Raw genomic sequence first — 23,969 nt, 5'->3', positions numbered from 1 at the left:
GAGTAGCAGGACGAAAATAAACATGATACAATCGGGTAAGATATATATTCGAGGAAGGACAGTGGTTTTCATGATTATTCGTAATGAACAAGATTTAGAAGGCTTACGAAAAATCGGCCGCATCGTTGCGCTTGCACGTGAAGAAATGAAAAAAGAAGCGAAGCCAGGCATGACAACGAAAGAGCTTGATTTGATCGGTAAAAAAGTATTAGATGAGCATGGTGCTATTTCTGCACCTGAAAAAGAATATGATTTCCCTGGCGTAACTTGCATCAGTGTAAACGAAGAAGTTGCTCACGGTATTCCAGGTGATCGTGTATTAAAAGAAGGCGACCTTGTAAATGTCGACGTATCTGCAGCACTTGATGGTTATTATGCAGATACAGGTATTTCATTTGTACTTGGAGAAGATGAAGCAAAAGAAAAGCTTTGCCAAGCAGCTGTTGATGCCTTTTGGGCAGCAATGAAAAAGGTGAAAGCTGGTTCAAAACAAAACCAAATTGGTCGTGCCGTTTCAAACTTTGCACATAAAAATGGATACAATGTTATTCAAAACTTAACTGGTCACGGTATTGGTCTTAGCTTACATGAAGCACCAAACCACATTTTAAGCTATTTTGATCCAATGGATAATGCGCTTCTAAAAGACGGTCTTGTTATCGCTGTAGAGCCATTTATTTCTATGAAAGCTGATCATATTATCGAACGTGGCGATGATGGTTGGACATTCGTTACACCTGATAAAAGCCTTGTTGCACAATGTGAACATACAGTTGTCGTAACACGCGGCGAACCGATAATTTTAACAGAAATATAAAAAGAACCGCTTCTTAATAGGGAGCGGTTCTTTTTACATACTATTTTGAAAAGAAGCAATACGGTTGAACTCTTTTTCATTTACGTATATAATTTTTAACGAAGGTTATTGATGATTATCTCTTATAGAAGATAATCAAGGGAGTACCTTCTTTTTTTATTTAATAACATCGATTAAAGTAATGCGTTCTATTTATTATAAAACGCTGTCTTCACTTTGATCTACGAATTGTATACTCTTTTAGATAGTACATATTTTCTTCATTCTGACCAAATTCAAGCTACATTTTATCACTACCTCAATACGAAAGAACTTTTTACAATGGGATACATTATTTTGGTTAGTATGTATCGTAAAACTCACCTTTATAACGATTCTTTACACATTACAAGAATACAAATCCTTATAAAATAGTTTAAGCATTTCACTGCATATTTTTTGTATGTACTTATTTTATAAAGAACCACATAACAACTCGTATTCTATAAAGGTCTGATATCATTCCTTATCAGCATTTCATTCGACATTTTTTGTCGAAATTTGTATATTCACTCCCTATATTATTAAAATATGCATTTGTTTTACGTTACAAGACATCGAATATGAACACTTTTCCTATAGGAGTATAAGTAGTAAAGGAGGCATCACGTAAAGCACATTGATCTATGACAAATAATCTCTTCATAAAGCATTGTTATGCAATAGAAGGATTCATAAAGGAGGCACAATGAAAAAACTTTTCAATATATGTTTAATTGTATTCGTACTATTTTCGCAACTTGCTAGTTTTCCATACAATCAAGTAAAAGCGGAAACCTTAACAGGGAATTCATTATTTGACACTGTTGAAATGAAAGATGCAACAAATCATATTATTGACGAAGCATTAAATCCTAAAAACTTAATACAAGTAGGATCAACCATTCACCTAGAATATGCTTGGTCAATAAAAGATCAACAAACAGACTCAGCAGTGCTCCAAATACCTAACGCATTAAAAGTAAAAAGTGACCAACAGGGAAATCTGATGGCAGAGCAACAAATTATTGGTCAATATTTTGTTAAAGCAAACGATAACAAAATGAAACTAGTATTTAACGACCAAGTAAAAGATTCCAAAGGTGCTAACGGAAAAATCAGTATTGATACAGTATTCAATCCAGATTTAAAATCTGGTGCAAAATCTGTTCAACTCTCTTTCCCTTTAGGTGCAACAGCTAAGTCTATTTCAGTTCCTGTTCAAGTAGATAACCCAGCTTCACCTACTACGGATAAGGATGCTGCTCAGCAACCGGCAGAAGAGCAAAAGAACGGTGAGGCTCAGCAACCGGCGGAAGAGCAAAAGAATGGTGAGGCTCAGCAACCGGCAGAAGAGCAAAAGAACGGTGAGGCTCAGCAACCGGCAGAAGAGCAAAAGAACGGTGAGGCTCAGCAACCGGCAGAAGAGCAAAAGAATGATGAGGCTCAGCAACCGGCGGGAGAGCAAAAGAATGGCGAGGCTCAGCAACCGGCGGAAGAGCAAAAGAATGGCGAGGCTCAACAACCGGCAGAAGAGCAAAAGAATGGTGAGGCTCAGCAACCTACGGATAATCCTGGTGATAACACAACAGAACAGCCTGTTGATAATCCAGATCCATCACCTAAGCAAATTACAGAAAATATTTTAACAGGTGTCACATTAACGGATAAAGACGGTAAACCATTTAATAATACGGATAATCGTCCAAATCCAGATTCTATTACCAAAATCGATTTTACATGGGAAGTTTTAGAGTCACTGAACGTCAAAAAAGATGATTACTTTATTTTCCAACTTCCAGAATACTTTATTGTCCACAATACCATTACAGAAGATTTAATAGATGGACAAGGAAACACGATTGGATCATTCGTTGTTACGCCTGATGGCAAAGTAACGATGACTTTTAACGAATATGTTGAAAATTACCCTAATATAGCTGGGCATTTAAACATTCGTACGGAGTTTAATGAAGTAAAAATTACAGGGACTACCGAAAAACAAATCCCATTCCCTATTAAAGAAAAAGACGTTATTGTTGAGCTTGATTTCAAGCCTAAAGTAAAAAAATCTATAGATAAAAAAGGTGTACCTGATAGACCAATTAATACGAATCAAATTAATTGGAAAGTAGAGATGAACAAGACAAAAGATAAGCTTACAAATGCCGTCTTTCAAGATGATATTCCAAATGGGGCTAGTCTCAACGAAGATTCTATTAAGGTTTACTATTTAGAAGTAGATATTAATGGGAAAACAACTCGTGGTGCAGAAGTTCCTAAAGAAGAATATGAATTTACTTCATCCTCTAATAAATTAAATATCGCTTTCAAAAAAGAAACGAATAAAGCATATGAAATTGAATATGCAACAAAGATTACAGATGAAAGTGTTACTAGTTTCAAAAATAACGCAAAAGTATCCAGCAAAAATCAAAAAGATGTATCTGCGAATGCAACTGTAACTGTTTCACGCGGTACACATCTAGCGAAAAATAGTAGATACAATCCAAAAACACAGACGATTGAATGGACGATTACTTTCAACGGGGACCAGAGAGATATTAAGAAAGCTGATGCGCTTTTAAAAGATGTTTTGGATAAATCTCATAAAGTTGATAAAAATTCTATCGTGGTAAAAAATGCTTCTTATGATGATGCAGGAAAACTTGTTACAGGTGACAACGCCACAAACTTTACTGTAAAGGAAACCGATGAGGGGTTTGATTTACAGTTTAACGAAGATATTAATAGTGCCTATGTGATTACGTATACATCGAAAGCTACGAATGATGTCATAAAAGATGGCGAAATCGAAAATAAAATTATTGCAGATGGTAAATGGAGTCAAACAAACAAAGTTACGTTAAAACAACAAAACATCATAAAGAAACATAATAAAAATGCAAACGATACAGATTACAATGCGAAAACAACAAAATGGACAATTATTGTCAATGATAACAACTACGTGTTAAATGATGCTGTTATCAAGGATACGTTTGACTATGGTGGCCTAACGTTACAGAAAGATAGTTTCAAAATTACAGACGGATCAAGAACGCTTGATCCAAAGTTTGATTACACACTTGATGTAACAGATACAGGATTTGAAGTGAAACTAACCGGTGATTATAAGTCTAATATGGATAAAACTTTAACTATCACATACACAACAGACTTTAATTACGAAAATCTATCCAAAGAGAAGAATAACAAATCATTCAAAAATACAGCAAATTTATCATGGATAGACATAAATGATAAAAAGAATAATAGCTCATCTGATGATACATTTGATCCTGATTACTACACAAAAGGAAATGGATTTAAATACGGCTCTTACAATGCCCAGACGAAAGAAATTAAATGGGACATAGGGTTTAACTATAATAATAGGCCGATTAAGGATCCTTCTATCGTTGATGTATTAAGAGATAACCAAAAATTAATACCGGAATCTATTGAAGTTCGACATATGAAATTAACTGGTGGTGCACATGGATTTGAAGTAGGCGATCCTGTTCCTCCTAACGAATATACGATAGAAAATCCAACAAAAGATAACAACAATACATTAACAGTTCATTTTAAAAACGAAATTAATTCTGCATATTATATTAGCTTTAAAACTTCACTTGCAGGTGAACAAATTAATAAGCGCTACGATAATTATGCCGATTTAAAAGATGGATCGAAAACTGTTACTACTATCCATGGTGCATTTGAGATTACAAACGGTGGTAGCGGTGTTACGAAGACAGCAAAGCAAAATGACAAGTATATTGATTGGAGTGTTTCTATTAACGCAAGTCAGTCAACTATTGAAAATGCTGTCGTAACAGACGAACCGACAGACAATCAAATTCTTGATGAAAAGTCCTTCCATCTATATCCGACAACAGTAGCCGTAGATGGAACTTTAACGAAAGATACAGCAAATGAATTAAAAGAAGGAACAGACTATAAACTCAAAGTAATAACAGACAACGATACAGGAAAACAACAATTTAAAGTTGAATTTCTTCATACCATTGACCGGGCTTATATTTTAGAATATCGCTCACTCATTAATGCAGACCATAATGAAAAGGTAAGTAATAAAGCGACGATTACTGGTCACCGTTTAACATTAACGAAAGTGGAAGATGTTAAGTTCGTTGAAGTTAAAGTATCTTCTGGATCTGGAGGTGGTTCTGCTAATAAAGGACGCGGAAGCCTTCAAATTATAAAGGTTGATGACAAAGATCAAACAGTAAGATTAGCTGGAGCAGAATTTACTTTATATGATCAAACAGGTACAACCGCTATTCGACCAATTACAACAGGTGATGACGGTGTCGCTAAGTTTAACAACTTACGACGTGATAAATATTTAATTAAAGAAACGAAAGCACCTACAGGTTATGTAATTAGTAAAGAATTAAGAGAAGGTATACTTGTTGAGCTAGGTTCTGAAGAAATCACAAAATATACTTTTACAAATAAAAAGTTTGTCGGGAAAGTAGTACTGACAAAGACTGATGCGAAGAGCAGGGAAAGACTTGAACATGCAGTTTTCTCTTTACTTGATCAAAACAAACAAGTTATTCCTGAACATAAAGAATTAACAACAAATGATAAAGGACAAATTACTGTAGATCATTTAAAACCAGGAACTTACTACTTACAAGAAATAAAGGCTCCTGAGCATTATAAATTAGATGATCGACTGATTGAGGTTAAAATCGCGGAAGATCAAACAACAGTAATAAACCGCACTGCAACAAACAGCTTGATTCCAGGTTCGGCCATTTTAACAAAAGTCGATAAAGATGGAAAAACTTTAGCCGGTGCGGAGTTCAGTGTACGAGATCGACATAACAATGTAATTCGTGGATATGAAAAATTAACGACAAATGATCAAGGACAAATTGAAGCAAAAGATTTACGCCCTGGAGACTATCAATTTGTCGAAGAAAAAGCACCGAAAGATTACGACATAGATAAAAAACCAATTGAGTTTACAATTGTAAAAAGTCAAAAGAAAGCAGTTACTGTTACTGCGACGAATCACCTCATTAAAGGTGGCGTCACTTTAACAAAAACTGATGATATCGATGGTACAGCTCTTGCAGGTGCTGTATTTAAAATTGTCGATGCTCATGATGAAAAGAAAGTCATTCGCGAAAATGTAAAAACTGGTGCTGACGGTAAAGTAACTGTTAAAGACTTAGAGCCTGGTACGTATAAATTTATTGAAACAGAAGCTCCTAAGGATTATGTGTTAAATACAAACCCTATCGAGTTTACAATCGATAAAAGCCAACAGTCTTTAGCTACCGTTACGGCAACAAACAGTTTAAAAACAGGCGAAGTTGAATTATTAAAAGTTGATGAATTTGGTGATAAAAAACCTCTACAAGGTGCCGTATTTAAAATTGTTGATGTAAATAATAATGATGTTCGTACTGACCTAACTACAGATGCTGATGGAAAAACAAAAGCTGATAAGTTACGTCCTGGTACGTATAAATTTATTGAAACAGCTGCTCCTGAACATTACGTTTTACGAGCAGAACCTATTGAATTTACAATCGATAGAAGTCAAAAAGAAACGCTACTTGTGAAAGCTGAAAATGCTTTAAAACCAGGAGATGTTGAATTAACGAAAGTTGATGATATCGATGGTACAGCTCTTGAAGGTGCTGTATTTAAAATTGTTGATGCTAATGATGAAAAGAAAGTCATTCGCGAAAATATAAAAACTGGTGCAGATGGTAAAGCTATCGCTACCGACTTACGCCCTGGCGATTATAAATTTATCGAAGTGACAGCACCGAAGTATTACGATAAAAATACAAATCCGATTAAATTTACGATCACAGAAAGTCAAACGACGTCGGCTACTGTTACCGCTAAAAACAGCTTAACAAAAGGCGGTATTGAATTAACAAAAGTGAATGCTGCAGATGAAAAGGAAACACTTGAAGGTGCTGTATTTAAAATTGTTAATAGAGATACGAATGAAGATGTTCGTACGGAACTTGTTACGAATAGTGAAGGAAAGTTAGTTGTAGACGACTTACGTCCTGGTAACTATAAACTTATCGAAACAAAGGCCCCAACTTATTACGATGTAAATGTAGAACCAATTGAATTTACAATCGAAAAAGGACAACAAAAACTTCTTCCACTTACATTTAAAAATAGTTTAACGAAAGGAAAAGTTAAACTTATTAAAGAAGATGATGTGGAAAGTAGTATCGCTCTTGCCGGCGCAGTGTTCACATTACAAGACGCAACTGGCAAAGAAATTGCGAAAGATTTAAAAACAAATGATTACGGAGTACTAGTTATTCCTGATTTAGCACCAGGCGATTATCAATTTATTGAAACATCAGCTCCTGAACATTATAAATTAGATCCAAAACCTATTAAGTTCACAATTAAAAAAGGTAGCAAGGATGATCTTCCAGTCCCTGTCACTGTAACAAATAGTTTACTTACAGGTGGCGTTACTTTAACAAAGGTTGATGACGTTGATGGGGCTACTCTTGAAGGCGCAGAATTTATCATTGTTGATGCTCATGATACGAAAAAGGTAGTTCGTAAAGGATTAACTACCGATGAACATGGTAAAGTTTCTGCTTCTGATTTACGTCCAGGTGACTATCAATTTATTGAAGTAAAAGCTCCAAAAGACTATGACTTAAGAAAAGATCCTATTCCGTTCACTATCGGAAAAAGTCAAAAAGAAAATATTAGCGTTACCGCTACTAACAGCTTAACGAAGGGTGGCGTCATTTTAACCAAAATCGATGACATCGATCGTACAATGCTGAAAGGTGCAATCTTTAAAGTTGTTGATATGAATGGTAACGAAGTTCGCACAAACCTTGTTACAGATGACAATGGTGAAATTTCTGTTTCTAATTTACGTCCAGGAGACTATCAGTTTATTGAAACAGCTGCTCCTGAACATTATGTGTTAGATGAGAAACCGATTCCATTTACAATTGAAAGAAGTCAAACAGAGAAAATTACTGTTACAGGTAAAAATACGTTAAAAAAAGGTAGCGTTGAATTAACAAAAATTGACGATATTGATACTGATACGAAGCTCGCTAATGCTGTATTTAATTTATTAGATGCAGACGGAGAGATAGTTGAAGAAGGCTTAAAAACAAATGATGAGGGAAAAATTGTTGTTGAAAACCTACGTCCTGGCACGTATCAATTCGTTGAGACAATAGCTCCTGAACATTACGATTTAAATAAAAAACCGATCAAATTTACAATTAAGAAAAGCCAAACTGAAACTCTTCATATTACGGCTAAAAATGCTCTAACAAAAGGTGGCGTTGAGCTTTCTAAAGTAGATGACATCGATGGTACTAAACTTGAAGGTGCAGTATTTAACATTGTTGATATGAACGGTACGGTAATTCATAAAGACCTTGTTACAAATAGTAAAGGGAACATCGAAATCGATGACCTACGTCCGGGTGATTATCAATTCATCGAAACGAAAGCTCCTAAGCATTACGTTTTAAATGAAACGCCAATCCATTTCACTATTGAAAAAGGACAGAAGAAAGCTATTTCTTTAACTGCTAAAAATAGTTTAAAACAAGGTAGTATCGAATTAATTAAAGTAGATGATTTAAACGATCAAACAAAACTTGCCGATGCTGTGTTTAATTTACTAGATCAAAACGGTACTGTAATTAAAACAGATTTAAAAACGAACGGTGAAGGAAAAATCACTGTTGAAAACTTACGTCCTGGTACGTATCAATTTGTCGAAACAACAGCTCCGAAACATTATGATTTAGATAAAAAACCAATTGTAGTTACAGTTGAAAAAAGCCAGAAAGATGTTGCTACTGTTACTATGACAAATAGTTTAACAAAAGGTGGCGTGGAACTTACTAAAGTAGACGACGTCGATGGTACTACACTTGAAGGCGCAGTATTTAACATTGTTGATATGAACGGTACGGTAATTCATAAAGACCTTGTTACAAATAGTAAAGGAAAAATTGAAATTAACGACCTACGTCCAGGTGATTATCAATTCATCGAGACAAAGGCTCCAAAACATTACGATTTAAATAAAGAACCAATTCCTTTCACTATCGAAAAAGGACAAGCTGAACCGATTTCTGTTACTGCTAAAAATAGTTTAACTAAAGGTGCGGTAGAACTTTCTAAAATGGATGATATCGACGGTACAGCTCTTGAAGGTGCGATATTTAAAATTGTTGATATGAACGGCAATGACGTTCGCACTGGCATTACGACAGATGCAAAAGGGAAAGTTTCTATTCCTGATTTACATCCTGGAGACTATCAATTTATTGAAACAACAGCTCCTAAGCACTATAAACTAGATGCTACACCAATTAAATTTACAATTGAGAAAAGCCAAGCAGAGAAGTTACAAGTCACTGCTAAGAACAGCTTAATTGAAGGTGCGGTAGAGTTAATTAAAGTGGATGATATAAATCAAGATACAAAACTTTCTGATGCAGTATTTAACATCATTGATGCGAAAGGTAAAGTTGTTCGCACAAATTTAACTACTGATAAAGACGGGAAAGTTTCTGCTTCTAATTTAAGACCAGGAGATTATCAATTCGTGGAAACGAAAGCTCCGAAAGATTATGATTTAAATAAAACACCGATTCCTTTCACTATCGAGAAAAGCCAAACAACTCACGTTTCTGTTACTGCTAAAAATGGCTTAACTAAGGGTGGCGTTGAATTAACGAAAGTTGACTCTTTAGATGCGAAAGAAACGCTAGAAGGTGCGGTATTTAAAATTACTGATATGAACGGTAATGATATTCGTACGAATTTAGTTACCAATAAAGACGGAAAAATCATCGCTAAAGACTTACAACCTGGAGACTATCAATTTATTGAAACGAAAGCTCCAAAACATTATGACTTAAATGAAGATCCTATTAAGTTCACAATTGAAAGAAGTCAGACAAAACATGTCTTCGTTACAGCTACTAACAGCTTAACGAAAGGTAGTGTGGAGTTAATTAAAGTGGATGATGTTGAAGAAAACACAACACTCGAGGGTGCGGTATTTAAAATTGTTAATAAGGATGGACACGACGTCCGTACTGATTTAACTACTGATAAAAACGGCCGCTTAGTTGTGGATGAATTACCACCAGGAGACTATGAGTTTATCGAAACAAAAGCTCCTACTCATTATGACTTAAACGAAACACCTATTAAGTTCACAGTTAAAAAAGGGCAAGAAAAAATTGCTTCCGTTACAGCTACTAATAGCTTAACGAAAGGTGCTGTGGAACTTTCTAAAGTAGATGACGTTGACGGTTCTGCTCTTAAAGATGCAGTATTTAAAATCGTTGATATGAACGGCAACAACGTTCGTTCTGATTTAACTACTAATAAAGATGGAAAAATTTCTGTTTCTGATTTACGTCCGGGTGACTATCAATTCGTTGAAACGAAGGCTCCTACTCATTACGACTTAAATCAAACTCCTATCAACTTTACTGTTGAAAAGAGTCAAACCGCTACAGCTTCTGTTATCGCTAAAAATAGCTTAACGAAGGGCGCTGTGGAATTAACAAAAGTTGATGACATCGACGGTGTTACTCTTGAAGGCGCAGTATTTAAAATCGTTGATATGAACGGCAATGACGTTCGTTCTGATTTAACTACTAATAAAGATGGAAAAATTTCTGTTTCTGATTTACGTCCGGGTGACTATCAGTTTATTGAAACGAAAGCTCCTACTGGATACGATTTAAACGCTAAGCCAATTCCTTTCACTATTACGAAAGGACAAGCTCAAGTTACTTCTGTGACTGCTTTAAATAGTTTAACAACAGGTTCAATGGAGTTAATGAAAGTTGATATGGATCACAATGGAACACTTGAGGGTGCCATCTTCAATATTTTAGATCAAGATGGAAAAGTAGTTCGAGAAGGCTTAAAAACAGATGGACATGGTAAATTAATCGTAAATGATTTGAAACCTGGTAATTATCAATTAGTGGAAACAACGGCTCCTACAGGCTATCAATTAGATGCATCACCAATAAGCTTTACAATTGAAAAAGCGCAAGCTACACCACTACAAATTACAGTTTCAAATAAAAAAATCGATTCTTCATCAGGTGGAGAGGATAAACCAGTTGCTCCTCCTAATAAAGAAGAGGAAACAGGAAAAGAAACTTCTGAAGAACTAGAAAAGGGAAATCCTGAAACACACGGTAAAGGAACTTCCGAAGAACTAGAAAAAGGTAACCCTGAAACACAAATAAACAAACAGCAAGATGACCGAAATACGGGTAAAGAACTTCCAAATACAGGTCACAAAAAAGATCCTACTCAAACAGTAGGTATCGTACTTCTACTAGCTGGATTGTTAAGTATTTTAGCTACAAAACGAAAAAAATATTATTAATAGTTTTTCACACCCCATCAAGTGAATATTTGATGGGGTGTTTTTTTATACAAAAAAGGACGATACATAGAGTATCGTCCTTTTAACGGGGTGAGGCTGTCCAAAAGTACGGAAAACCTTTGAACAGCCTCGTATTTTCATATGGATGCCTTACATATATCACTGATGATAATTATGAAATGCGGAAACATACTTATCATCACATGATTCAAACACGAGAAAAGAAACCCTACAGTGAATTCTTTTCTCTACATAATCTAAAGTTTGGGTACACTAGATTCATGCAATGTAGGAGCTTTCCAAGCAGAAAGCGAACCTTCATTTAAAATGATAGCATACATATCTCCGTCAAAAATATGTAAATATGCATATAACTTTTTTATTTCTCAATGTCAGAATATTGAAAAACTATAAAGGTAAAGGTAAAATGAAGTCGTTATCCGTCTTCTTTTGTCAGTCAGAGAGAATAGAAGAATAGGAGAGGAAGAAATGAAAAAATCTTTGAAACAAAAAATAGTAAGCTCTTTGCTTGCTGTATCACTCGCTGTTAGCTTAGCCCCGATTGGACAAGCCAAAGCTGATTCCACGTCAGAAATCACACAGACTTCATCTATTACAAAACAAGTTGATGCAAGCCGTGCTATCGAACACATCCGTTTCTTATCCGAAACAATTGGTCCTCGCCCCGGTGGAACAAAATCAGAGGAATGGGCTTCCCGCTACGTTGGTATGCAGCTTAAATCAATGGGCTATGAAGTAGAATATCAACCATTCCAAGTGCCGGATCAATACGTTGGATTTATTGAATCACCATTATCCACAAAACGTAATTGGCAAGCCGGTGCTGCCCCTAACGCACTAATTTCTACAGAGGCTGTTACAGCCCCTCTTATCTTTGTTCAAGGTGGGACAAAATTAGAGGATATCCCAAATGAAGTAAACGGAAAAATCGTTCTATTCGAAAGAGGAACAACAGTTGCAGACTATAATAAACAAGTTGAAAATGCTGTTAGCAAAGGAGCAAAAGGTGTTCTTTTATACAGCTTAATTGGTGGACGTGGAAATTACGGACAAACTTTCAATCCCCGCCTAACGAAAAAACAGTCTATCCCTGTCTTTGGTCTTGCTTATGCACAAGGAAATGCATTTAAAGAAGAAATCGCTAAAAAAGGGACAACAATCCTTTCCCTAAAAGCAAGACATGAATCTAATTTAACATCATTAAACGTCATTGCTAAAAAGAAACCAAAAAATAGTACAGGTAATGAAAAAGCTGTCGTTGTAAGTTCACACTATGATAGTGTCGTTGGAGCACCTGGAGCAAATGACAATGCTTCTGGTACAGGGTTAGTATTAGAGTTAGCACGCGCTTTTCAAAATGTAGAAACTGATAAAGAAATTCGTTTTATTGCTTTCGGTTCTGAAGAGACTGGCTTACTTGGCTCTGATCATTACGTTAATAGTCTATCCCAAAAAGAACGTGACCGGATTTTAGGTGTCTTTAACGCAGACATGGTTGCAACAAATTACGATAAGGCGAAGAATTTATATGCTATGACGCCTAACGGTTCTCCAAACCTTGTAACAGACGCGGCCTTACAAGCAGGTAAACAATTAAATAATGACCTCGTTCTTCAAGGGAAATTTGGCTCTAGTGATCACGTGCCATTTGCTGAAGTTGGGATTCCGGCCGCCCTATTCATCTGGATGGGTGTCGATAGTTGGAATCCATTAATCTATCATATTGAGAAGGTATACCATACACCTCAAGATAACGTATTGGAGAATATTTCACCTGAACGTATGAAAATGGCATTAGAAGTTATCGGAACTGGTGTTTATAACACTCTTCAAAAACCTGTTGCTCAAACCGAACAGAAAGCTGCTTAATCATTTAAAAGACCACTGATTTTTATCAGTGGTCTTTATTGAGAAAAAATATATATGCATAAAAGCATATTTTCTCCTACTCATTATCGTATACAATACTAACTGTAACGAAAATGATTACAACTAATAAGGAGGCTTTTTTACTATGAAAAAAATGATTTTAGCAGGTGCGTTAACTTTAGCAGGAATTACTGGTGCTACCGCGTTTATTGCTGAAACGAAAGTTGCTGCCGCAACTCAAGAACAGAGCTTTACAAAATTTTATTCTTTGCAAACTGGAGGTAGTTCTGAGCAAGAACCTATTTTCCTTCAAAAGGGACAAGAGCTAACAATTCAACCTAACAGCAAAACTCCTAGTTACAGTGTTTATGACTCAAATCGTAACCTTATTGGACGTTATTCTGATGGATACGGACGAATTTTCACTGCAAAAACAGATGGAAATATGTACGTTCAATTTCATGCACCTTACGTTTACTATAGTCCTGTTAGCTTTTCGGTTACGTATACAATCCGATAAAATAAAGGGCCTTTCTCATGGTCCTTTATTTTGTTTCCCAATTCACTTTTACAAAACCATCTTTTACTTTTAATCCACTTATATTCAATACATATTTTTCATTTGCTTTCAACGTAACTGTAAAAGTACCTTTTTTCGATTCACAGATCTCTTTTAACTCTCTTATACCTTCTCCTTGCCTTTCATACAAGCTAAAGCATAAATTCCCACGTTTTGCATCCGTCTCATAAGAAAATGTCACTTCTGTATCCTTTTCATACTCAAGTTCAATATCTTTCCCAGCAATATCCCATGATGAGAATTTTGCCTCGTAACTTGTCTCTCCTTGCTTCTCATTTTCTAAATATATATCTCCTGCTCTCCACGCATCATCTAACGTCTGTGCAAAAGTAAAGCCACTAAGTAATACAAACATCGTACTTGCCAATATCGCAACTAATGTTACCTTCTGCTTTTTAACAAAATTCATCCTATATTCTCCTTCAACTTTCTTTTTACTTCTTCTCACCATATATAATAAAAATCCAATAAAGAATGGTAATATAACTGCTAAAACACTCCACCCTTTACTCATTTGATGTGCTTTCGCATCTGTATATACCCATGATGCAACACATATTAAAAGTGCTATAAAAGCTAAAAGCATTGTCACTCCAGCTACTTCAAATATTACAAACGGATTAGCGAACTCTATCATGTAATTTATACTCCTTCTTTAAAAATGACTGTATGACAACATATATTGGAATGTATACGTGCATCATAATAACAACTGCTATAATAATTGGAATTTTGTTATCTAAATGAGTAACAAATTGTTCTATAACAACTGTTAATAAAACAATCCAAATGGCGTGAATACCAATCATCCACCTCTTCTCTAATTTTCGAGCATTTCGCACGCTCTGTTTCGTATGATTTATCAGCTCTTCGCTAGGAATCATCTCTCTCGCTAAACTACTTTTTATCTTTTGATTAAACTTATCTTCCTTCATAAACGAACCCCTCCAAATGTTCTCGCATTTGCTTTTTCGCATAATTAAGGCGGTATTTCACTGTACCAATCGGTATATTTAATATTTCACTCATTTCCTTATAAGAATATTGTTCATAATAGTAGAGTACGAGCACAGTTTTATACTTTTCATTCAATAACTGTATAACTTCCCGTATCATTTCTGCTTCCACTTTTTGAATAAATTCTTCTGATATATTCACTTCATCCGAGAAGTCTATTTCTCCACCATCTTCTTTATGAAACAAATCCAACATTCGATCTTTCCATCTATTTTTCTTACGATAAAAATCATAAAACGTACGAACACAAATTGTAGTAATCCACTTTTTATGATTCTCCACGTAAGAAAGTTGGTGCCGCGATGAAAAAACTTTTATCCACGTCTCTTGAAAAATATCTTCCGCGTCTTCTTTCGTCTTCGCTAATTTATAGCATAAGGAATATATTTGCCGCTTATATATATCAATTAGTTCTTCTACCTTTTCTTCCATCTTAAACCTCCTGTCATTTATATAAGACGACGCAAATTCTCCTTTTGTTTGATAAAATTTTATTTTTTATTATCTCCATACAAAAAGGCAATCACAACATCGTGTGATTGCCTTTTACTGAAAGCGAAAAATTGGCTCCGCTTTTCTCTATGTCTAGCTCTGCCTCCTAGCCCCTTCCGTCTAAGAACCTTCCCCACGAGAAGATAAAATGCATCTTCTGTGGGAAAGAACCTTAGCCTTCGGGACTAAACAGTCGGCTCCGCTTTTCTCTATTGTCCAGCTCCAGCGGCTAGAATACTCGGTGGCTTCGCGCCTTCCTCCGAGGCAAAATACGCCTCTCTGTCAGGAGCTCCATCCCCCTCCTATTCTGAACGAGCCGCTTCCGCTTTTCTTCATTACATTTTTTCTGGTGCAGATACTCCTACGATTGCTAATGCGTTTTGAAGTGTAGTGCGTACAGCTTTCATTAACTCGTAGCGAGCTTTACTTAATTCTAAGTTATCTTGGTTTAATACTTTTTCTGCATTGTAGAAGCTGTGTAATGCTGCTGCTAATTCAAATGCATAGTTTGTAATACGGTGTGGTAGACGTTTTTGTGCTGCATCCGCAACTACTGCTGGGAATTCACCAAGTTTTTTCAGTAACTCTACTTCTTTCTCAGAAGTAACAAGTTTGTAGTTCACGTCTCCGCCTGTAGCTAATCCTAATTCTTCACCTTGACGAAGGATACTGCATACGCGAGCGTGAGCGTATTGTGCATAGTATACTGGGTTTTCGTTAGATTTTGATACAGCTAAGTCCATATCGAAGTCTAAATGAGAATCACCACTACGCATTGCGAAGAAGTAACGCATTGCGTCCACGCCTACTTCTTCCATAAGCTCACGAAGTGTAACTGCTTTACCTGTACGCTTACTCATTTTCATTTTCTCACCATTTTGATACAGTTGTACCATTTGGATGATTTCTACTTCTAATGTTTCTTTATCGTAACCCAGCGCTTGAATAGCAGCTTTCATACGTGGAATGTAACCGTGGTGGTCAGCACCCCAAATGTTGATTAACTTATCGAAACCACGCTCTAATTTATCACGGTGATACGCGATATCTGGTGTTAAGTACGTGTAAGAACCGTCATTTTTAATTAATACACGGTTTTTATCATCACCGTAAGTCATTGAGCGGAACCAAGTTGCACCGTCTTCTTCAAAAATCTCGTCGCGCTCTTTTAATACAGCAAGAGCTTGATCGATTTTTCCGTTTTTGTATAATGATGTTTCTGAGAACCATACATCAAATTTAACACGGAAACTTTCTAAGTCTTTTTGAAGTTTTGCTAACTCATATTTTAAACCGTACTCACGGTAGAATTCATAACTTTCTTTTTCATCAGCTTTCGCATAACGATCGCCAAACTCTTCAGCTAAACGCTTACCAATTGCAATGATGTCCGCACCATGGTATCCGTCTTCTGGCATTTCTTTCTCTAAGCCTAAAGCTTGCATGTAACGAGCTTCAACAGAAAGAGCTAAGTTATGGATTTGGTTACCAGCATCATTAATGTAGTACTCACGAGATACATCGTATCCTGCTTTTGCTAATAAGTTACATAACGTGTCACCTACTGCTGCACCACGTGCATGTCCTAAGTGAAGGTCACCTGTTGGATTCGCAGATACGAACTCAACTTGTACTTTTTCACCTTTACCAGTACTCGTTTCACCGTAAGCTTCACCAGCATTAACGATCGTTGGGATTAAGTCTGTTAAGTAGCTATTATCCATGTAGAAGTTAATGAAACCAGGACCTGCGATTTCAATCTTTTCAATAGAAGCTTTTGCTTTATCGAAGTTTGCAACTAATTCTTCTGCGATCATACGAGGTGCTTTCTTTGCAACGCGTGCAAGTTGCATTGCCATATTTGTAGAGAAGTCACCATTTGTCTTATCTTTTGGAGATTCTAATACCACATTTGGAATCTGTTCTTCTGTCGCTAATTCTGCCTTTAATACAGCAGCTTGAATTTCTTCTTTAATTAATCCTTTTACTTGTTCTAAAGAATTCATTATTTTGCCTCCTTCAAATTAATCGTAATTGTATATCTGCCAGCTTCTTGTTCACTTAGAAGCAATGCGTACGTTAAGAAGAGTTGTCCTTTTTTCTTTTCATCCGACCATTTAAAAAGAACGTTATCAGTCTTTGTTTGCAATGCAAACGTACCAAGTTCACTCGTGTACGTACCAGTTGTCCATTCACCTTTCACATGCGTTTGACGCATAGAAACAGCACCTGAACGCATAATGAGAACTTGTTCATCTTGAATTTTAATAATTGTTTTCACTTCGCCTTGTTCGTTCGGCTCTTGGAATGTTACGTATGTACCTTGACCTTTTACATAGTATTGACCATTTGCTTCAAAAGCAACGGTTTCCTTCCTCGCCCCTTCACGGATTTCTGTTACGAAATGAACGTGTACCGGCAAGCCTGCAAGTTGTTTCTCCACGTCTTGCACACCTTTCAACTGTTATAGATATTAAATACTACTTATAATAAATCACTTTTCCTATCATATCAAAAAAAACCTCTGTCTGTCTGCTGAAAAATCAGGAAAACTCCATTTCAAAACATAATTCACTTTCACTTTATTTCATATGATAAAATATTTTTTAAATCTAAATATTCTTTCATTTAAAGGGGTGAATGAAGTGCTACCAACAAAATTGAAAAAAGGTGATGAAATTAGAGTGATATCACCATCTTGTAGTTTAAGTATTGTCTCAACTGAAAACAGGAAGCTTGCTATAAAAAAATTAAACAATATGGGCTTTCAAGTTACGTTCTCAAAACACGCTGAAGAGCTAGATCGCTTTGCTTCTTCTTCTATTTCTTCACGCGTTCAAGACCTTCACGAAGCATTTAGAGACCCGAATGTAAAAGCCATTTTGACGACACTTGGCGGATACAATTCTAATGGCTTATTAAAACATCTCGATTACGATTTAATTCGAAAAAATCCGAAATTTTTCTGTGGCTATTCAGATATTACTGCTTTAAATAATGCAATTTACACTAAAACAAGACTCGTTACATATTCAGGACCCCATTTCTCTTCATTTGGAATGGAGAAAGGTCTCGAGTATACGAACGATTACTTTTTACAATGCTTAACTTCTACTGAACCTATTGAAGTCCTACCATCTGAAACATGGAGTGATGATTCTTGGTACATTGATCAGGAAAATCGAGAGTTTATTAAGAATGAAGGATACGTTTCAATTCACGAGGGCGAAGCAACTGGAGAGATTATTGGTGGTAATATGAGCACCTTAAACTTGCTACAAGGTACACCATATATGCCAAACTTAAAGGATAAAATTTTATTTCTTGAAGAGGATAGTTTAACTGGGAGAGCTACTCTTAAAACTTTTGATCGATATTTACATTCTCTTATGCAGCAGCAAGATTTTGAACATGTAAAAGGCATCGTTATAGGAAAGATGCAAAAAGGTGCAGAATGTACGATAGAAGACATGCAAGAAATGATTGCTTCAAAGCCTGAGCTTGCACATATCCCTATCATTGCAAACGCAAGTTTCGGTCATACAACCCCGATTTTCACTTTTCCAATTGGCGGACGTGTAAAAATCATTTCTAACAAAGAAAAAACATCTATTACTATTTTAACGCACTAAAAAAGGAGCGAATGAGTCGCTCCTTTTATCGTTTTTCTATTTTTTCCAACGCTTTTTGCGGAATTGATTCTTTCGGGATTTCAGCCCATCCTTTTCCTTGCATACCTTTTGCATAAATTTTTATAAAAGCACCCGTATGCAATTCACGGTTCATCATTCTTTTAATAACCTGTAACTTTCCGTCTTCTGTATACCCTTTAAAAGTATACAAGTATTCTCCGTCTTTTTTCTCACCTTTATCTACTACCGCATAATAATCTTGTATTTCTTTATTTGAAAAGAAGTTGTCTACAAAAGCATGTACACCTTCTGTTTTTGTGTTCAAATAATACGCTGTTCCACCTAGAATAATGGCGAATACAGCTAAAACTTTAATTACCAATTTCATACATGAACCTCCTGTTTGCACTTCTTTTTCCCTAGTCATTATCTATACTTGTATTATACGAAAAATGGCATACTATACTCTATCTAAAAGTCTTACACTTTCCTTACATTATTGTAAGGGATTTTTTCTTACAGCAAGTTCCCAAGAAAAAATTTTTCCGTTTCATACACTTTTATATTATTATTGAATGATACGAATTTTTATTACAAAAATCAAAGGAGACAGTTTTCAAATGGCTATCTTGCAAGGTTTAGCACTATTACTTGTTGTACTTTGTCTATTTACACTTTTCAGTTACCGGGCGCCTTACGGAATGAAGGCGATGGGTGCTTTAGCTAATGCAGCAATCGCAAGTTTTCTTATTGAAGCATTTCATCGTTATATAGGTGGAGAAATGTTTCATAATGACTTTTTACAATCAGTAGGAGAAGCTTCCGGTAGTATGAGCGGTGTCGCAGCAGCGATTTTAGTCGCATTAGCAATCGGTGTTTCCCCCGTATATGCTGTTTTAATCGGTATCGCTACTAGTGGATTCGGTATTTTACCAGGATTTTTCGCTGGATACGTTTGTGCTTTTGTCGTGAAATTTCTCGAAAAGAAATTACCGGCTGGTGTAGAGTTTTTAGCAATTTTATTTATCGCTGCACCAATCTCACGCGGAATGGCAATGCTTATGGATCCGCTCGTTAACGCAACACTTGGTAAAATCGGTTCTATGATTTCAGTTGCAACTACAGAAAGCCCTATTATCATGGGTATTATGCTTGGTGGATTAATAACAGTTATTTCTACCTCTCCACTGAGTTCTATGGCACTCACTGCAATGCTTGGATTAACAGGTTTACCAATGGCAATTGGTAGTCTTGCCGTAGCAGCCTCAGCCCCAATGAACTTTATTTTCTTTAAACGACTAAAGATTTGTTCAAAGAAAGACACAATTGCTGTAGCAATCGAACCTTTAACACAAGCCGATGTTGTTTCAGCAAATCCAATTCCAATTTATGCGACAAACTTCGTTGGCGGTGCACTTGCTGGTATTATTACATCTCTGTTCCAGCTCGTTAATAATGCACCAGGAACAGCATCACCAATCCCAGGACTTCTTGTTTTATTCGGATTTAATGACGTTGTAAAAGTAACAATTGCTGCTATATTATGTGGAATCGTTACCACGATTGTTGGATACATCGGATCAATCGTGTTCCGTAAATATCCAATTCGCTCTGCTGATGACATTCGCGGCATTACTTCGGAAGAGAAGGTTGCATAAGAAAAAGAGCTATTCCCTTTGGTTGGGAATAGCTCTTTTTCATGTTACGTAATGGTAAATGAAATTATATCGACGATTCGACAAGACATATCGACTTACCGACACATAACGACAAAATAAGAGCCCCTAATCATATAGAGGGCTCTTATTTTATCCAGCTACAGCGGATTCCGCTTTTATTTCACCCAACCGAGCAGCATTTCCCGCACGAATTTGCTTGCTGCGACTGGTGTTTGATCACTATGGTCGTAGACAGGAGCTACTTCTACTAAGTCTGCTCCAACTACATTTATATTTGAATTTGCAATTGCTACGATGGAATCTAATAATTCTTTAGATGTGATACCACCAGCTTCTAACGTTCCTGTTCCTGGAGCGTGAGCTGGGTCTAATACATCAATGTCGATTGTGACATAGACTGGGCGTCCTGCAAGTTTCGGTAATACTTCTTTTAACGGTTCTAATACGTCAAATTTATATAAGTTCATACCTACTTCTTTTGCCCATTCAAATTCTTCCTTCATTCCAGAACGAATTCCGAAAGAATATACGTTTTCCGGACCAATTAAATCACACACTTTACGAATTGGTGTAGAGTGGGATAAAGGCTCCCCTTCATACGATTCACGTAAATCAGTATGAGCATCCATATGGATGATTGCTAAATCCGGATATTTTTTTGCCATTGCCTTAAAAATTGGCCAAGACACTAGGTGCTCACCGCCGAGACCTAGTGGAAACTTATCGGCATCTAAAAGTTTTGATACATATTCTTCAATCATGTCTAAGCTGCGCTGTGCGTTCCCGAATGGTAATGGGATATCACCCGCATCAAAATATTTTACCTCTTCTAGTTCACGATCTAAATACGGACTATATTCTTCAAGACCGATTGATACTTCACGAATACGTGCAGGGCCAAAACGAGATCCCGGACGGTAACTTACTGTCCAATCCATAGGCATCCCATAAATAACTACCTTCGACTCTTCAAAACTTGGATGACTTTTAATAAATACTTTACCTGAATAAGCTTCATCAAAACGCATATTCTTTTCCTCCTTATGTGGAACTTAAGGTATCCCAACCTTTCATTATTTCTCAAATTTGGAGCGAGTTGCTCCTCTTTCTCGATTTACCGGGTCTTCTGTTTCATAAAAAGAAGACAATTTTCTTTACAGAAGTGTAAATAGCTAGCATGTTCAAGTCTTCTGGACAAACACCTTAAATGAGCTACTTACACTTTATTTGTTCCGTGCGATTCTCTTACTTAATTAAATCACCAACAAATTTCGGTAATGCGAATGCTGCATTGTGTAATTCTTTTGTGTAGTATTTCGTTTCGATTTCGTGGAAACGCTCTTCACTTACTTCTAATGGATCATGTTTTTTAGATCCGATTGTGAACGTCCAAAGACCACTTGGGTAAGTTGGAATGTTCGCTGTGTATAAACGAGTAATTGGGAAAATCTCTTTTACGTCTTTAAACACAGTTGTAATTAGTTCTGGTGTGAACCAAGGGTTGTCCGTTTGTGCAACGAAAATACCATCTTCTTTTAACGCTTTTGAAATTCCAGCGTAGAAGCCTTTTGTAAATAAGTTTACTGCTGGTCCTACTGGCTCAGTAGAATCTACCATAATTACGTCATATTCATTTTCGCTTTCTGCGATATGTAGGAAACCGTCTCCTACTTTTACTTCTACACGCTCATTATCTAACGCGCCTGCAATTGATGGTAAGTACTGTTTAGAGTACTCAATTACTTTTCCATCGATTTCAACAAGAGTTGCTTTCTTTACGCTTGGGTGTTTTAACACTTCACGAATAACACCGCCATCGCCGCCACCTACAACTAATACGTTTTCAGGGTTTGGATGTGTAAATAAAGGTACGTGCGCTACCATTTCATGATAAACGAACTCATCTTTTTCTGTTGTCATAACCATGCCATCTAAAATAAGCATGTTTCCGAACTCTTCCGTTTCAACCATATCAAGTTTTTGGAATTCTGTTTGCTCCGTATGTAATGTGCGGTTAATACGCGCCGTAATCCCAAAATGTTTTGTTTGTTTTTCAGTGAACCATAGTTCCATCGTACAATCACGCCTTTCAATGCAAATTTATAATAGGGACATCATTAATGTCCCCTAACAAAAATAAAACAAAACATCCAAAAAGTATAGTTAAAAGTACAAAAATACCGAAAATATATTTTAGTCAGAGGGTTCTAACATATACAGATAAAGAAAACCCTTTCTTAAGAAAGGGCTTTTCTCTCTACTTCTACCGTTTTTCGAATCGGAATTAAAATCATTACACAACCAACTAATACAACAATCCCACCTACTAAAAATGGACTTTGCGGTGAAACAGTGTGGCCGATAATCCCTGATAAAATGGGGGCAATTGCGCCACCTAACCAACGAACGAAGTTATAAACACCAGATGTAACAGATCTTTCATAAGGTGAAATATCCATTACATAACTTGTAAATAATGCATTATTTAATCCTGATGCTAATCCTGATAGAACAATTAATACAATTTGTAACCACATAATTTTCACGAAGAATAGTGCAATTAAGAACAGCGCAAATACGAGTAAACTGCCTTTCAACAATGTTTTCGGCTCATATTTCCCTTCTAGCTTATGTGCTAAAATTGCAGAACCGTAAGCTAACGCGAGTCCCCATCCACAAAATACAAATCCTAATTGAATAGCAGATAAATGCATAATAAGTGGTGAATATGCTAACACAACGAAAAATCCGTAGTAGTATAACATTCCTGAAATGGCGCCTTGCATAAACGGTTTATACTTCACCAGGTTAAGTAATTCCCCTACGCCTGCCGCTTTACGCTTCACTTTTCGCTCTGGTTCTTTCACAAAGAAGAAAACTAAAATAAATGCTAAGAAAATTAAAATACTCGTCGCAAAAAATGGGTAACGCCAAGAATGTCCACCTAATATCCCGCCTAATAATGGTCCACCTGCCATTCCTAAACCGATAGCTGCTTCATATAATCCTACTGCTTCATGAACTTCTTTACTTAATGCAATCAATAAAGTCATCGCCGTTGCGAAGAACATCGCATTCCCTAATCCCCATCCAGCGCGGAAAAGAGATAACTGAGCAATCGTTTGCGATATACCGCATATAAACGCAAATACAGTCACGATCGCAAGACCGATTGTCATCATTCGTTTATCACCAAATCTCGATGCAAATATTCCAGCTGGTAACATCATAATTGCCATCGTCAAAATATATGCTGTAAATAACATCTCTACTTGCCAATGCGATGCACCAATCTTTTCAGCAATAATCGGCAAAATTGGGTCGACTACCCCTATACCTGAAAAGGCAAGGAAAGTAGCCAACACTGTAATCAATCTCCCTAGTTTTTGTTTGCTCTCCATTTTGA

General features: G+C 36.3%; 15 protein-coding genes. 6 read left to right on the top strand and 9 right to left on the bottom strand.

Translation table 11 applies throughout. The annotated features are described in order from the left end of the window. Window positions 1-22 precede the first annotated feature (22 nt). The 4 genes from map to RTP99_RS12355 all read left to right on the top strand — a co-directional run bounded on the left by map (window position 23) and on the right by RTP99_RS12355 (window position 13,683). On the top strand, window positions 23-817 hold the full coding sequence (gene map / locus RTP99_RS12370; RefSeq protein ID WP_002096176.1) for a type I methionyl aminopeptidase: 795 nt from the start codon (window positions 23-25) through the stop codon (window positions 815-817). 727 nt (window positions 818-1,544) lie between these two features. Further along, window positions 1,545-11,273 (top strand): SpaA isopeptide-forming pilin-related protein, encoded by a 9,729-nt coding sequence (locus RTP99_RS12365; RefSeq protein ID WP_000732702.1) that lies wholly within the window; start codon window positions 1,545-1,547, stop codon window positions 11,271-11,273. A 489-nt stretch (window positions 11,274-11,762) separates the two neighbouring features. Next, a complete protein-coding gene (locus tag RTP99_RS12360) occupies window positions 11,763-13,163 on the top strand; it encodes a M28 family metallopeptidase (RefSeq protein ID WP_000749143.1) in 1,401 nt (466 codons plus the stop codon). Between the two features lie 145 nt (window positions 13,164-13,308). Then, window positions 13,309-13,683, top strand: coding sequence for a hypothetical protein (locus RTP99_RS12355; protein WP_000738213.1), 375 nt, complete (start codon window positions 13,309-13,311; stop codon window positions 13,681-13,683). A 25-nt stretch (window positions 13,684-13,708) separates the two neighbouring features. On the opposite strand, the gene RTP99_RS12350 is transcribed toward RTP99_RS12355, so the two are convergent. From RTP99_RS12350 to RTP99_RS12330, 5 genes are all read right to left on the bottom strand, one after another. After that, window positions 13,709-14,380, bottom strand: coding sequence for a hypothetical protein (locus tag RTP99_RS12350; RefSeq protein WP_000568888.1), 672 nt, complete (start codon window positions 14,378-14,380; stop codon window positions 13,709-13,711). Continuing rightward, window positions 14,364-14,678, bottom strand: a complete 315-nt coding sequence (locus tag RTP99_RS12345; protein WP_000656692.1) for a hypothetical protein — start codon at window positions 14,676-14,678, stop codon at window positions 14,364-14,366. Before RTP99_RS12345 ends, RTP99_RS12350 begins: the two co-directional genes overlap by 17 nt. Continuing rightward, window positions 14,665-15,192 carry an RNA polymerase sigma factor gene (locus RTP99_RS12340; protein WP_011040868.1) on the bottom strand — a complete coding sequence of 176 codons (528 nt, stop codon included), beginning with the start codon at window positions 15,190-15,192 and terminating at the stop codon, window positions 14,665-14,667. Before RTP99_RS12340 ends, RTP99_RS12345 begins: the two co-directional genes overlap by 14 nt. Before the next feature lie 395 nt (window positions 15,193-15,587). Further along, window positions 15,588-17,258, bottom strand: a complete 1,671-nt coding sequence (argS, locus tag RTP99_RS12335) for an arginine--tRNA ligase (protein WP_001086466.1) — start codon at window positions 17,256-17,258, stop codon at window positions 15,588-15,590. After that, the gene (locus tag RTP99_RS12330) at window positions 17,258-17,695 is read right to left on the bottom strand and encodes a YwiB family protein (protein ID WP_000414867.1); all 438 of its coding nucleotides are present in this window, start codon (window positions 17,693-17,695) and stop codon (window positions 17,258-17,260) included. The genes argS and RTP99_RS12330 overlap by 1 nt, the downstream gene beginning before the upstream one ends. Window positions 17,696-17,897: 202 nt before the next feature. On the opposite strand from RTP99_RS12330, the gene RTP99_RS12325 reads away from it, so the two are divergent. Next, the gene (locus RTP99_RS12325) at window positions 17,898-18,884 is read left to right on the top strand and encodes a S66 family peptidase (protein ID WP_000938059.1); all 987 of its coding nucleotides are present in this window, start codon (window positions 17,898-17,900) and stop codon (window positions 18,882-18,884) included. A gap of 25 nt (window positions 18,885-18,909) precedes the next feature. Here RTP99_RS12325 and RTP99_RS12320 read toward each other — a convergent pair whose 3' ends face one another. Further along, a complete protein-coding gene (locus RTP99_RS12320) occupies window positions 18,910-19,272 on the bottom strand; it encodes a YxeA family protein (protein WP_000779929.1) in 363 nt (120 codons plus the stop codon). A gap of 232 nt (window positions 19,273-19,504) precedes the next feature. Here RTP99_RS12320 and RTP99_RS12315 point away from each other — a divergent pair, with 232 nt between their 5' ends. After that, window positions 19,505-20,542, top strand: coding sequence for a PTS sugar transporter subunit IIC (locus RTP99_RS12315; protein WP_000996317.1), 1,038 nt, complete (start codon window positions 19,505-19,507; stop codon window positions 20,540-20,542). Window positions 20,543-20,718: 176 nt separating this feature from the next. Here the strand turns inward: RTP99_RS12315 and speB are convergent, their stop codons facing one another. From speB to RTP99_RS12300, 3 genes are all read right to left on the bottom strand, one after another. Beyond that, a complete protein-coding gene (gene speB, locus RTP99_RS12310; protein WP_001209831.1) occupies window positions 20,719-21,591 on the bottom strand; it encodes an agmatinase in 873 nt (290 codons plus the stop codon). Window positions 21,592-21,808: 217 nt separating this feature from the next. After that, a complete protein-coding gene (gene speE / locus RTP99_RS12305) occupies window positions 21,809-22,636 on the bottom strand; it encodes a polyamine aminopropyltransferase (RefSeq protein WP_000424696.1) in 828 nt (275 codons plus the stop codon). A gap of 164 nt (window positions 22,637-22,800) precedes the next feature. Then, on the bottom strand, window positions 22,801-23,964 hold the full coding sequence (locus RTP99_RS12300; protein ID WP_000444221.1) for an MFS transporter: 1,164 nt from the start codon (window positions 23,962-23,964) through the stop codon (window positions 22,801-22,803). Window positions 23,965-23,969 lie beyond the last annotated feature (5 nt).

The sequence above is a fragment of the Bacillus sp. (in: firmicutes) genome (assembly GCF_031983925.1).
GTDB lineage: Bacteria > Bacillota > Bacilli > Bacillales > Bacillaceae_G > Bacillus_A > Bacillus_A pacificus.
Note: the sequence above shows the minus strand (reverse complement) of the source record. Positions and strands in the feature narration are given on the sequence as shown.